The organism is Duganella hordei (assembly GCF_040369125.1).
In the GTDB taxonomy this organism is placed as follows: Bacteria; Pseudomonadota; Gammaproteobacteria; order Burkholderiales; family Burkholderiaceae_D; genus Rugamonas; species Rugamonas hordei.
The window spans coordinates 466,767-480,030 of record NZ_BPWI01000005.1 but is presented as its reverse complement, the minus strand read 5'-3'; the positions used below and the strand labels follow the sequence as shown (position 1 = coordinate 480,030).

The window sequence follows — 13,264 nt, the reverse complement described above, 5'->3', positions numbered from 1 at the left end:
CACACGGCGGCCCGCCAGATACTGCATGTCGAGCAGGCGCACAGGCGCCATCGCGCACCGCTGCGGCGGGCGTCCGGTCTCGACTAGGTGGGAGGGTCTTGGCTAGGTGCCGTTCCGAAGAACTGCATCGGATACAACCACTTTATACTTCCTTAAAGCAACTGTCGATGGATTAGAGCAAGATACCAAGAATTCTATCTAAAAACCACAATTCTTAATAATCAAATGACAAATCAGCTGTCATTTAATCATCGAATATATTGCACGGCTGGCTACGTTATGCGGGTATCAACGCCCGCCTGCAGGCTGGAAAACAACGTTTCCACAAAGTCCACAAACACCTTGATTTTGGCCGCGCGCTGCTGCCGCTGCGGATACAGCACCGACACGTCCGGCCCGGCCGCCTGCCATGGTTCCAGCAGCGGCACCAGCGCGCCGCTGCGCAGCGGTTCGATCAGCGACACCGACAGGTGCTGGACGATGCCGCCGCCCTGCACCGCCATCTCGATCAGCGATTCCACGTGATCCATCGCCACCGCGCCGCGCGGCGTGGTGGTGAACGGCTGGCCGTCCTGCTGGAACGCCCACGGCCGCAGCTGGCGTGCCTTCGGATAGACGAAATTCAGGCAGGGAAAATCATTGAGCTCGTCCGGATGCCCGGGACGGCCGTGGCGGGCGATGAAGTCCGGCGCGGCGCAGCAGATGTAGCGGTTCTTGTAGATACCGCGCCCGACCAGCCCCGAATCGGACAGCTCGCCGATGCGCAGCATGACGTCCACGCCCTCGTCCACCATGTCGATCAGCCGGTCGCTGGCCGTCAGGCGCACGCTCAGTTCCGGAAAGGCGGCCAGGAAGCGCGGCAGCGCCGGCGCCACGATCTGGCGCGCCAGGATGCCCGGCATGTCGACCCGCAGGCTGCCGCGCGGCGCCTGCAGGGCGTCGCTCATGCCGCTTTCCAGATCCGCCATGTCGTCGAGCAGGCGGCGCGCCTGTTCGACGCAACGCCGGCCCTCGTCGGTCAGCGACATGCTGCGGGTGGTGCGGTTCAGCAGCTTGACGCCGAAATGCGCCTCCAGCGCTCCGACCTGGTGGGTCACCGAGGACGTCGAAATCCCCAGCCTGGCGGCGGCCCGGCTAAAGCCGCCGGCATCGACCACGGCACAAAACACCTTCAACGCATCCAGCCTGTCCATCCCGCTCCCCGTGCTCCCCATGTGTGCAGCGATTCTAGCCGGATTACGGATTATTCGCGATTCGGGGATTCTGCATGCCGGCCGGCCCGCTTTTTCCGCAAGCCGTGCCGGGCCAGAATGGCTGCATCAACCAACCACCCGGAGTCCCGCCATGAAAACCATGCAAGCCGTCGTACTCAATGCCGCCGCCGCCCCGCTGACCAACCAGCAGATCGCCCGCCCCATCGCCGCCGCCGGCCAGGTGCTGGTGCGCGTGATCGCCAGCGGCGTCAATCCGCTGGACACCAAGATCGCCGCAGGCAAGGCCGATCACGCCCAGGTGCGACTGCCCGCGGTGCTGGGCATCGACATCGCCGGCATCGTCGACAGCGTCGGCGACGGCGTCGAAGGCTTTACCGCCGGAGACCGCGTCTACGGCATGACCGGCGGCATCGGCGGTGTGCAAGGCTCGCTGGCGCAGTACGCGGCGGTGGACGCCAGCCTGCTGGCCAGGGTGCCCTCGAACCTGTCGATGCGCGAAGCGGCCGCGCTGCCGCTGATCTTCGTCACCGCCTGGGAAGGCCTGGTCGACCGCGCCCGCGTCGGCGCCGGCATGAAGGTGCTGGTGCACGGCGGCGCCGGCGGCGTCGGCCACATGGCGGTGCAGCTGGCTGTGTCGCGCGGCGCCGTCGTCTACGCCACCGGCAGCGCGGAACAGCGCGGGGCGATCGAGAAAATGGGCGCCACCTTCATCGACTACCGCGGCGCCACGGTCGAGGAGTACGTCCGGCAGCACACCGATGGCGAAGGCTTCGACGTGGTCTACGACACCGTCGGCGGCGCCACGCTGGACGCCTCGTTCCGCGCCGCGCGCCAGCACCACGGCCACGTGGTCAGCTGCCTGGGCTGGGGCACGCACGCGCTGGCGCCGCTGTCGTTCCGCGCCGCCACCTACTCGGGCGTGTTCACGCTGCTGCCGCTGCTGTCCGGCAAAGGCCGCGCGCACCACGGCGAGATCATGAGGGAAGCGAGCGCGCTGGCCGCCGCCGGCAAATTGAAAGTGATGCTGGACCCGACGCCCTACACGCTGGATGCGCTCAGCGTCGGCGCCGCCCATGCCGCGCTGGCCGGGGGCACGGCGCGCGGCAAGGTGGTGGTGCAGGTGAGCCTGGATTAAGGCGTCAGCGTATCGGCCTCGCCGAACGAGGCCGGCGGCGCGAAGCGCATGCCCGGATTGGCGAACATCTTCACCGGCTTGGTCGTATCGTCCTTGATGAAGCCGAACTGGCCCGGGTCGTACTGGTAGGCGCCGGAGCGGTTGACGATGGAGATGCCGCCGCTGCTGACATGCACGTGCAGGCCGGGATCGAGTCCGGTGGAAGCATCGACGTCGCCCTTGCCGGTCAGGTATTCGAGGAAGAAGGTGGTGCCGCGTATGCCGATGGTGGCGCTCGGCGTCTTGACCGCGAACTTCTCCTTGTTGCGTTTGCCCAGGATGCCGGTCAGCGAACGCAGGCCGCCCTTGACCAGCGTGAACGCCGCGCTGTCGGCCTCCGGCCTGGCGCCGTCGAAGGAAAATGTGTCGATGACGAGCGTGGTGCCGGGCTTCATCGTCAACTCGCTGTTGTCGATGAAGCGCACCATGGCCCAGGCGCCGGCGGTGGTCACCAGCGTGTCGCCGCTCTCCACTTCCGACTGCGCCTTGAGCGGCTTGACCACGCCGGCCGCCGAGCGCGCGCTCATCGCGCCGCTCACCTGCACCACCACGCCGGCCACCTGCGCCGCAACAGCAGCTGCGGCGGCGCTCCACAGCAGCAGCGCCGCCAGCCACGCCGCCAGCCATTTATGTATCCGCATGCTCCACCGTCCAAAAATTTAATCCGGTGTTTATACCACGGATACAGCCTCTTCGTGGTCACGCCGGCGGCGCCGTAAACAGTGCTACATTGGCAGGATTCAATCCATTTGATCACTTCATGCCGGCACGCGTCCGGCCTAAAATCGATGCATTGATCATCAAACGGAATCGACTACATCATGAGAACCAGACTGCTGCCCGCATCCTTCTTCGCGCTCACGCTGGGGCTGGCCGAAACCGGCAACGCCTGGCGCTTCGCCCATAAGCTGTGGTCGCTGCCGCCGCTGGCCGGCGAGGTGCTGCAGGCGCTGGCCGTGCTGTCCTTTGCCGTTTTCATCTGCCTGTACGTCCACAAATGGGTGGCGCACCGCGCCGCCGCCGTGGCCGAGACGCGCGACCCGGTGCAATCGGCCTTCCTGGCGCTGATACCGGAATCGGTGATCCTGATCGCATTGGCGTTGCAGCCCTACTGGCCGGACGCCGCCAGGCTGGCGTTCTGGCTCGGCTCCGCCGCCAACCTGCTGTACGGCGCCTGGCGCCTGGCCGCGCACTGGAGCAGCCAGCGCGACGCCGCCCACATCGTGCCACCGCTGTTCCTGCCCTACACCGCCAGTGTGCTGGTCAACGCGCTGGCGGCCGGTGTGTTCGGCTACGTCGATTACGGCTGGATGCTGTTCGGCGTCGGCGCCATCTCGTGGATCGTGCTCGATTCGGCCATCACACACCAGCTGATGACGGGCGGCCTGGCCGACAAGAGCCGCAACTTCATGGGCATCTACAGCGCACCGCCGGTGGTGGCGCTGGTGGCTTATCAAGTGCTGGCGGGCGCCGATGCCCACAGCGCCGTCACGTTCGCGCTGGCCGGCTATGCGCTGTTCGTCTTCGCCGGAATGGCCTTCGCCTCCCGCTGGCTGGCGCGGCAGGACTTCGCCCCCGGCTACTGGGCCTATACCTTCGGCCTCGCCACGCTGGGCCAGGGCTTGATGCTGATGGCCGGCCATGGCCGCCTGCTGGAGGCCGTCGCGGCGATCGTCTTCGCCGCCACGCTGCTGCTGGTGCTGTATGTGGCGGCCCGGTCGCTGCTCCTGCTGTCGCGCGGCAGCTACTTCCCTCCCGCTCCGGCTCCAGCAACGACGGCGATGGGCGGCGCATCTTGAAGACCGTCGCGCTGCTGCTGTTCCCCGGGGTGCAGTCGCTGGATGTCTCCGGTCCGATGGACGTCTTCGCCGAAGCGAACAGCTTCCTCGCGCCGGACCAAGGCTACCGGCTGGTCACCGTCGGCACGGCGCCCTACCCGATCCGCGCCTCCAACGGCCAGCGGCTGGGCGCCGACCATGGCCTCGACGATGCCGCCACCTGCTTCGCGGATTTCGATACGGTGCTGGTGGCCGGCGGCCCCGAACTGGCGCTGCAGGCGGACAACCCACAGCTGTCGGCCTGGCTGCGCAAGATGGCGCAGGGCGTGTCGCGCTACGGTTCGATCTGCACCGGCGCCTTCCTGCTGGGCCGCGCCGGTCTGCTGGACGGCAAGCGCGTCACCACGCACTGGAGCGACGCCGCGCGGCTAGCGGCGCAATTCCCGCTGGCGCAGGTCGAGCATGACCGCATCCACGTGCGCGACGGCGCGCTGGTCACCTCGGCCGGCGTCACCGCTGGTATCGACCTGGCGTTGGCGCTGGTGGCCGAGGATCATGGTCCCGCCGTGGCGCTGGCCGCCGCCAAGCGCCTGCTGGTGCTGGCGCAGCGCCAGGGCGGACAATCGCAGTTCAGTCCCTACCTGAGCGACGCGCAGGCACCGGACGCGCTGGCGACGCTGATCCAGCGCTATGTGATGGAACACCTGGCCGAGTCGTTGTCGGTCGAGCACCTGGCCAACGTGGCAGGCATGAGCGCGCGCAATTTCGCCCGTCAGTTCGTCAGGGAGATGGCCGTCACGCCGGCGGAATTCGTGCAGCGCGCACGTATCGACGCCGCCCGCAACCTGCTGGAAGGCAGCGAACTGGCGCTGAAAACGGTCGCCTGGCGTTGCGGCTTCGGCAGCGCGGCGCGCATGCGCTTGGTGTTCTCGCAACGCTTCGGCATCACGCCGGCTCAATACCGCGACAGCTTCCGGCTATGCCATAATTGATTTCCGCGCCGTCGTCCCTATCTAGTGGTACATGACCAAGCTGCCCACCGTCGATTTGTGGCAAGATTTTCACCCCGCCGTGGCGGCATGGTTCCGCTCGGCCTTCCCCAGCGCAACGGAAGCGCAGCGGCGCGCCTGGCCGCTGATCCGTAGCGGCCGCCCGGCGCTGATCGCCGCGCCGACCGGCTCGGGCAAGACGCTGACCGCCTTCCTGGCCGCGATCGACGCGTTGGTGGCCGAAAGCGGTTCCGCTCCGCTGCCCGACGAAACCCGGGTGCTGTACGTGTCGCCGTTGAAGGCGCTGTCGAACGACATCCGCCTCAACCTGCTGGCGCCGCTGGAAGGCATCAGCCGCGAACTGGCCGCCCTCGGCCTGCCGGACCACGGCATCCGCAGCGCGGTGCGCACCGGCGATACCACGCAGACAGAACGCAACGCCATGCGCCGCCGCGCGCCGCACATCCTGGTGTCGACACCGGAATCGCTGTACGTGCTGCTGGGATCAGACAGCGGACGCGCCATGCTGTCCACCGTGCGCACGGTGATCATCGACGAAATCCACGCGGTCGCCAATAGCAAGCGTGGCAGCCACCTGGCGCTCAGCCTCGAACGGCTCGACGCGCTGTGCGCAAAGGCGCCGGTGCGGGTCGGCCTGTCGGCCACGCAAAGGCCGTTGTCGGCGGTGGCGGAATTCCTGGTCGGCGCCGGCGCCGATTGCGCGGTGGTCGATGTCGGCCACGTTCGGGCGCGCGATCTCGGCCTCGAGCTGCCGCCGGTGCCGCTGGAGGCGGTGATGCCAAACGAGGTATGGGAACGCGTCTACGACCGGCTGGCGGAACTGTCGGTGCTGCACAAGACCACGCTGGTGTTCGTCAACACGCGGCGCATGGCCGAGCGGATGGCGCGCCATCTGGGCGAACGGCTGGGCGCCGAACTGGTGGCGGCGCACCACGGCAGCCTGGCCAAGGAATACCGCCTCGATGCCGAGCAACGCCTCAAGGGTGGCGAGCTGCGGGTGCTGATCGCCACCGCGTCGCTGGAGCTGGGCATCGACATCGGCGACGTGGACCTGGTGTGCCAGATAGCGTCGCCGCGCGGCATCGCCTCGTTCCTGCAGCGGGTCGGCCGCTCCGGCCACCAGGTCGGCGGCCTGCCCAAGGGACGATTGTTCCCGACCTCGCGCGACGACCTGATCGAATGCGCCGCGCTGCTCGATTGCGTGCGTCGCGATGAACTCGACCTGCTGCACATTCCATCGGCGCCGCTGGACGTGCTGGCGCAGCAGATCGTGGCCGAGGTGGCGTGCCGCGAGTGGGGCGAAGAGGAACTGTTCGCCATGGTGCGCCGCGCCTCGCCGTATGCGCAGCTGAAGCGCGAGCAATACGACGCGGTGATCCGCATGCTGGCCGACGGCTACACGGGCCGCAACGGCGTGCGCGGCTCCTACCTGCACCGCGACACGGTGGCCGGCGCGTTGCGCGGGCGGCGCGGCGGCAAGCTGACCGCAGTCACCTCGGGCGGCACCATTCCCGACAACGCCGACTACTCGGTGGTGCTGGAACCGCAAGGCCAGATGGTCGGCACGGTGCATGAGGACTTCGCCGTCGAGAGCCTGGCCGGCGATGTTTTCCAGCTGGGGAATACGTCCTACCGCATCCAGCGCGTCGAGGCGGGCAAGGTGCGGGTCGAGGATGCGCACGGCGCGGCGCCGAACATTCCGTTCTGGCTGGGCGAGGCGCCGGGCCGCAGCGATGAATTGTCGATGGGCGTGGCGCGCCTGCGCGGCGAGATCGACCGGCTGCTGGACGGCGGCGGCGAGGCAGCCATCGAACGCGCGGTGGACTGGCTGTTCGAGCATCTCGGCTTGGCCGACGATGCCGCCCGCCAGATCGCCGAATACATGGCCCGCTCGCGCGCCGCACTGGGCGCGCTGCCGACCCGCGACACGCTGGTCATGGAGCGCTTCTTTGACGAATCGGGCGGCATGCAGCTGGTGATCCACACGCCGTACGGCAGCCGCATCAACCGCGCCTGGGGACTGGCGCTGCGCAAGCGCTTCTGCCGCAGCTTCAATTTCGAGCTGCAGGCGGCGGCCACCGAGGACGCCATCGTGCTGTCATTGTCGACCGCGCACAGCTTCCCGCTGGACGAGGTGTGGCGCTACCTGCGCTCGACCACCGCCGAGCACATACTGATACAGGCCCTGCTCGATGCGCCGCTGTTCAACGTGCGGTGGCGCTGGAACGCCACCACCGCCCTGGCGCTGCCGCGCTACGCGGGCGGACGCAAGGTGGCGCCGCAGCTGCAGCGCATGAAGAGCGACGACCTGCTGGCCTCCGTGTTCCCCGACCAGGCGGCGTGCCTGGAAAATATCGTCGGCGAGCGCGAGCTGCCCAGCCACCCGCTGGTCGACCAGACGCTGGACGATTGCCTGCACGAGGCGATGGACTGCGAGGGCTGGCTGGCACTGCTGCGCCGCATGGAAGCGGGCGAAGTGACGCTGCTGGCGCGCGACCTGCCGGCGCCGTCGCCGCTGGCGATGGAAATCCTGAACGCCCGTCCCTACGCCTTCCTTGACGACGCGCCGTTGGAAGAGCGCCGCACGCAGGCGGTCATCAACCGGCGCTGGACCGATCCGGCATCGACCGACGACCTGGGCGCGCTGGACGCGGGCGCGATCGCCAGCGTGGCGGAAGAGGCCTGGCCGAATGTGCGCAACGCCGACGAGATGCATGAGGCCTTGATGTCGCTGGCCTGCATTACGCATGCGGAAGCGTCTTCAAATGACGGCTGGACGACGTGGCTGGATGCGCTGGCCGCCGGCGGACGCGCGACGCGCATGCGCGGCGCCGGCGTCGACTTCTGGGTGCCGCTGGAGCGCCTGGCCTGCGTGCAGGCCGCGTATCCGCAGGCGCAGGCCACGCCGCCGCTGGTGCCGCCCGTCGACAACGACTGGACCGCCGATACGGCGCTGGTCGAAATCCTGCGCGCGCGCCTGAGCGGCTTCGGCCCCCAGACGGTAGCCGCCATCGCCGGCGCGCTTGGCCTGACGGCCGGCGCCGCCACCATCGCGCTGACGCAGCTGGAAAGCGAAGGTTATGTGATGCGCGGCCGCTTCACGCCCGGCGCCAAAATCGAGGAATGGTGCGAACGCCACCTGCTGGCGCGCATCCACCGCTACACGATCAAGAGCCTGCGCCGCGAAATCGAGCCGGTGGAGCGCCAGGACTTCATGCGCTTCCTGTTCGACTGGCAGCACCTGTCGCCGGACACCCAGCTGCACGGCGAAGATTCGCTGCCGCTGTTGCTGTCGCAGATGGAAGGCTACGAGGCGGCGGCCGGCGCGTGGGAAAGCGACCTGCTGGCGCTGCGGCTGCAGGATTATTCCAAATCGTGGCTCGATGACCTGTGCCGCGCGGGCAAACTGGTATGGACGCGCATCGGTGCGCCGTCCAGCGCGGCCGGCGGTCCGGTGCGCGGCACGCCGCTGGTGCTGCTGCCGCGCCGCCAGCTGGGGCTGTGGCATGCGCTGCCGGTGGTGGCCGGGGAGATCGAGGTTTCGGCGCGCGCCGCGCGGGTGCTGGAGGCGTTGCGGCGCGACGGCGCCATGTTCTTCGACGAACTGGCGAACGATGCGCGCCTGCTGCCGGTGGAGCTGGAAAACACTCTGGGCGAGTTGGTGAATACGGGCCTGGTCAACGCCGACAGCTATGCCGGCCTGCGCGCGATGCTGCTGCCGGCGAACAAGCGCGCCAGCAACGACAAGCGCCGCCACCGGGGCGCCGCGCCAACGATGGAGGAAGCCGGCCGCTGGGCGCTGGTCAGGCGCGGCGACGGCGTCACTATCCGCGAGCGCGTCAGCGAGATAGCCGCGGGTCCGGCAACAGCAGTACCAGCAGCAGCTACAGTAACTGCAGCAGCCACCGACGCCAAACCCGCTCTCGCCCGCCCGGCCACGCCCACGCGCAAGCCGCGTACCGATCCGCAGACACTGGAGCACATCGCCATGACGCTGCTGCGTCGCTACGGTGTGATGTTCTGGCGGCTGCTGGAACGCGAGGCCGCGTGGATGCCGAGCTGGCGCGAGCTGCTGCCGGTCTACCATCGCCTCGAAGCGCGCGGAGAAATTCGTGGCGGCCGCTTCATCGCCGGCCTCTCCGGCGAACAGTTCGCGCTGCCCGAGGCCATTCCACTGCTGCGCGAGATGCGCCGCCGCAAGCACGACGCCAGCCTGGTGTGCATCTCCGCCATCGATCCGCTCAACCTGTGCGGCACGCTGCTGCCCGGCGACAAGGTCCCTGCCCTGGCCGGCAACCGCCTGCTGTTCCGGGACGGCGCGCCGGTCGCCACCATGGTCGCCGGAAAATTCAATTATCTGAACGGCGACGCCGACCGCGAACTACTGCACGCCCATCTGGTGGGCCGTCCGCCAGCCGGCTGATTTGACTCCACGGTGGCGTAGCGCACATAAACTCAATCGTGCGCGGCGTAGCATCGGCTTATGAAAAGATCGCGCCCCCTTACCGTGCTGTATGTCACGCTGGCAACGCTGTTCGTGCTGCTGGCGGCGCTTGTCGTTTTCGTCCTGACGTTCAACTGGAACCGCGCCCGGCCTTACATCAACCACAAGGTATCGGAAACGATAGGCCGCGAGTTCGCCATCAACGGCGACCTCGATGTGCACTTCCAGCAGGGAGACGCTTCCGAACCGGGCTGGCGGCGCTACGTGCCGCGTCCGCGCATCAGCGCCGCCGGCGTCACCATCGCCAATCCGGATTGGACCAGCACCGGTTCGCGCCTCGCCAGCGTCGGCAACATCGTGGTGACCATCCATCCGTTGCCGTTGCTGCACAAGGAAGTGCTGATCACCGACCTGTCGCTGGACAAGCTGGCGGTGGCGGCCGAACGCCGCGCCGACGGCAACAACACCTGGACCTTCAAGGACAACGGACCGTCGCAGTGGGACGTCAACATCCAGCGGCTGGCGTTCCGCGACGGCGAGCTGCGCTACCTGGACGACGGCATCAAACTCGACCTGCGAGCAAGGGCCACCACGATGACCGGCGCACAATCGCAGAACGGCGCGCCGCAATACGGCGTGAAGTTCGACCTCGGCGGCACCTACCACGGCGCCCCGATCACCGGCGGCGGCAAGAGCGGCGCGGTGCTGGCACTGGAAGACGCGCACGGCAGCTTTCCGCTGCAGGCCAACGCCACGCTGGGCCACAACAAGATCGGCATCGAAGGCACGGTCACCGATCCCCGTTCGCCGGCGGGGCTGGACCTGAAACTGTCGCTTGCCGGCGCCAGCATGGCCGACCTGTATCCGCTGACCGGCGTACTGCTGCCGGAAACGCCGCCTTATGCCACAACGGGCCGCTTGATCGGCAAGAAATCCGGCGACATCTGGAACTGGACCTACCGCAATTTCACCGGCACGGTGGGTAGCAGCGACCTCGAAGGCACGCTGGCATACAGCCCGCGCAAGCCGCGCCCGATATTGACCGGTACCCTGACCTCGCGCCAGTTGCGGCTGGACGACCTGGGGCCGACCATCGGCGCCGAAAGCGACGCCAGCCGCGCAGCGCGCGACAAGCCCAAGTTGCAACCGAAAGACAAGGCGCTGCCGGTGGAGCAGTTCAACACCGCCAAATGGGATGCGCTGGACGCCGACGTCAAGTTCACCGGCAAGAAGCTGGTGCGCACGCACGACATTCCGCTGCAGGACATCGAAACGCGCATCCAGATGAAGAACAAGGTGCTGACGCTGACGCCGCTCAATTTCGGCATGGCCGGCGGCGACATCACCTCCGACATCAAGCTGGATGGCACCAAAAAACAGATCAACGCGCAGATCAGGATGGCGGCGCGCCATCTGAAGATCCGCGAGCTGTTCCCCAAGTTGCAGTCGATGCAGGCCAGCCTCGGCGAAGTCAACGGCGACGCCGCGCTGGTCGGCACCGGCAATTCGGTGTCCGCCATGCTGGCCACGTCCAGCGGAGAGCTGGGCACCACTGTCAGCGAAGGTTCGGTCAGCAAATTCATCCTGGAGGCGGCCGGACTGAATATCGCCAACGTGGTGTTCGTCAAGCTGTTCGGCGACCGGCAGGTGCAGTTGAATTGCCTGGCCGGCGATTTCGTGGTCGAACACGGGCTGGCGCAAGCGCGCCGCTTCGTGGTCGACACCAAGGAAGCGGTGATCGACATCAGCGGCAGCGTCGACCTGGCCAAGGAGCGGCTCGACCTGGATGTGCGGCCGAAGACCAAGGGCGCGCGCGTCATCACGCTGCGCACGCCGCTGTACGCCAAGGGCACGTTCACCAATCCGGACGTCGGCCCGCACAAGGGACCGCTGGCGCTCAAGGCCGGTGCCGCAGTGGCCTTGGCCACGGTGGTCAATCCGGCGGCGGCGATACTGCCGCTGGTGAACGTCGGCAAGGTCGAGCCGGTGGATTGCGCCGCCGTGCTGGCGCAGGCCAACACAACGCGCCACGAGAGCAGGACCGAGCCGCTCAAAAAACCTTGATACCATTGATACCAACGGCAGATATCGTGCGCCCGGCCTCTTGTGTCATCATGGACGCATGAGCGATATCCTCCGACAACCATGAACACCGCGGTCCAACCCGGTTGCGACCAGGCGATCGCGCTGGCCGCCCCGCCCTGCGCCGACAGCTCCGCCGTCGCGCATCCGCGCATGGTGCTGGCCACCACCATCCTCGCTTCCAGCCTGGCTTTCATCGACGGCTCCGTGGTCAACGTCGGCCTGCCGGCCATCGGCCGCAGCCTGGGCGCGGACGGCGCCGGCCTGTCGTGGGTGGTGAATGGCTATCTGCTGTCGCTCAGCGCCCTGCTGCTGTTGGGCGGCGCCGCCGGCGACCGCTTCGGCAAGCGCCGCGTACTGCTGCTCGGCGTGCTGTTGTTCGCGCTGGCTTCGCTGCTGTGCGCCTTCGCGCCCACGCTGCCGCTGCTGGTCAATGGCCGCATCCTGCAAGGCATAGGCGCGGCGCTGTTGATGCCCAACAGCCTGGCCGTCCTCGGCACGCATTTTGAGGGCGAGGCGCGCGGCCGGGCCATCGGCATCTGGGCCGCCGTCGGCGCGGCGGCGGGCGCGCTCGGCCCCCTGCTTGGCGGCTGGTTGATCGACGTGGTCGGCTGGCGCGCGATCTTCTTCATCAACCTGCCGCTGGCGGCGGCCGCGCTGTACCTGGGCGCGCGCTACCTGCGCGAAGAGGCGGCCATGGCGGCGCAACCCGGGGCCAGGCTGGATCTGTCCGGCGCGGCATTGGCCAGCGTCGGCCTGGCCTGTCTCACCTGGGGATTGACGGTGGCCTCCAGCGGCGCCGGCTTCAGCTGGCCGCCGCTGCTGGCGATCGCATCCGGCGCCGTTGCGCTGCTGGCCTTCCTGCGGGTCGAACAACGCGCCGGCGAGCACGCCATGCTGCCGCTGTCGCTGTTCGGCTCGCGCAGTTTCAGCGGCTTGAACCTGATGACCTTCCTGCTGTACGGCGCGCTGGGCGCCTTGCTGTTGCTGGTGCCGTTCGTGCTGATCGAAGTCGACCACTATTCGGCCAGCGGCGCCGGCGCCGCGCTGCTGCCGCTGCCGGTGGTGATCGCGCTGGCGTCGTCGACGATGGGCCGCATCGCCGGCAAGATAGGCGCGCGACTGCCGCTGACGGTCGGTCCGGTGGTGGTGGCCGCCGGATTCCTGCTGACCATGCGCATCGGCGACGGCAGCTACTGGACCACCACGCTGCCCTCCATGCTGGTGATCGCCGTCGGCATGGCGATCGCGGTGGCGCCGCTGACGACGGCCGTGCTGTCGTCGGTGGATGCGGGCCACAGCGGCGTCGCCTCCGGCTTCAACAGCGCGGTGGCGCGTGCCGGTGGCTTGTTCACCACCGCGTTGCTGGGCGTGGTGCTGGCGTCGCACGGCGACGCGCTGCTGCATTCCTTCCATATCGCCGCCCTGGCCTGCGCCGTCACCGCGCTGGCCAGCGCCGCCTGCGCCTTCATCTGGATCGCCGATCCCGCAAAGACCTAAGCAAGACATGGTGCGGCAACGCACAGCGCCGGCGGCGGGTCCGGCCTACCCTGTAGGCTGAC

At 68.1% G+C, this 13,264-nt stretch carries 8 protein-coding genes; 6 read left to right on the top strand and 2 right to left on the bottom strand.

The window, feature by feature from the left end; all coding sequences use genetic code 11:
* Positions 1–272 precede the first annotated feature (272 nt).
* On the bottom strand, positions 273–1,193 hold the full coding sequence (locus tag ABWW33_RS15290; protein ID WP_353402601.1) for a LysR family transcriptional regulator: 921 nt from the start codon (positions 1,191–1,193) through the stop codon (positions 273–275).
* A 151-nt stretch (positions 1,194–1,344) separates the two neighbouring features.
* Here ABWW33_RS15290 and ABWW33_RS15285 point away from each other — a divergent pair, with 151 nt between their 5' ends.
* Positions 1,345–2,349 carry a zinc-dependent alcohol dehydrogenase family protein gene (locus tag ABWW33_RS15285; protein WP_353402599.1) on the top strand — a complete coding sequence of 335 codons (1,005 nt, stop codon included), beginning with the start codon at positions 1,345–1,347 and terminating at the stop codon, positions 2,347–2,349.
* Here ABWW33_RS15285 and ABWW33_RS15280 read toward each other — a convergent pair.
* Positions 2,346–3,029 carry a FecR family protein gene (locus tag ABWW33_RS15280; protein WP_353402597.1) on the bottom strand — a complete coding sequence of 228 codons (684 nt, stop codon included), beginning with the start codon at positions 3,027–3,029 and terminating at the stop codon, positions 2,346–2,348. The two genes, ABWW33_RS15285 and ABWW33_RS15280, sit on opposite strands and share 4 nt — an antisense overlap.
* Positions 3,030–3,209: 180 nt before the next feature.
* Between ABWW33_RS15280 and ABWW33_RS15275 the strand changes: the two genes are divergently transcribed.
* From ABWW33_RS15275 to ABWW33_RS15255, 5 genes are all read left to right on the top strand, one after another.
* Entirely contained in the window at positions 3,210–4,187 is a 978-nt protein-coding gene (locus tag ABWW33_RS15275; protein ID WP_353402595.1) for an SLAC1 family transporter, read from the top strand.
* Complete coding sequence (locus tag ABWW33_RS15270) at positions 4,184–5,158, top strand: GlxA family transcriptional regulator (protein ID WP_353402593.1); 975 nt, start codon at positions 4,184–4,186, stop codon at positions 5,156–5,158. The genes ABWW33_RS15275 and ABWW33_RS15270 overlap by 4 nt, the downstream gene beginning before the upstream one ends.
* A gap of 31 nt (positions 5,159–5,189) precedes the next feature.
* Complete coding sequence (locus tag ABWW33_RS15265; protein ID WP_353402591.1) at positions 5,190–9,599, top strand: DEAD/DEAH box helicase; 4,410 nt, start codon at positions 5,190–5,192, stop codon at positions 9,597–9,599.
* A gap of 60 nt (positions 9,600–9,659) precedes the next feature.
* A complete protein-coding gene (locus ABWW33_RS15260) occupies positions 9,660–11,684 on the top strand; it encodes an AsmA family protein (protein ID WP_353402589.1) in 2,025 nt (674 codons plus the stop codon).
* Between the two features lie 81 nt (positions 11,685–11,765).
* Entirely contained in the window at positions 11,766–13,202 is a 1,437-nt protein-coding gene (locus ABWW33_RS15255; protein WP_353402587.1) for an MFS transporter, read from the top strand.
* Positions 13,203–13,264 lie beyond the last annotated feature (62 nt).

Coding starts and splice junctions, on each gene's coding strand:
- ABWW33_RS15290 (WP_353402601.1), bottom strand. CDS start 1,193: ATGGACAGGCTGGATGCGTTGAAGGTGTTTTGTGCCGTGGTCGATGCC.
- ABWW33_RS15285 (WP_353402599.1), top strand. CDS start 1,345: ATGAAAACCATGCAAGCCGTCGTACTCAATGCCGCCGCCGCCCCGCTG.
- ABWW33_RS15280 (WP_353402597.1), bottom strand. CDS start 3,029: ATGCGGATACATAAATGGCTGGCGGCGTGGCTGGCGGCGCTGCTGCTG.
- ABWW33_RS15275 (WP_353402595.1), top strand. CDS start 3,210: ATGAGAACCAGACTGCTGCCCGCATCCTTCTTCGCGCTCACGCTGGGG.
- ABWW33_RS15265 (WP_353402591.1), top strand. CDS start 5,190: ATGACCAAGCTGCCCACCGTCGATTTGTGGCAAGATTTTCACCCCGCC.
- ABWW33_RS15260 (WP_353402589.1), top strand. CDS start 9,660: ATGAAAAGATCGCGCCCCCTTACCGTGCTGTATGTCACGCTGGCAACG.
- ABWW33_RS15255 (WP_353402587.1), top strand. CDS start 11,766: ATGAACACCGCGGTCCAACCCGGTTGCGACCAGGCGATCGCGCTGGCC.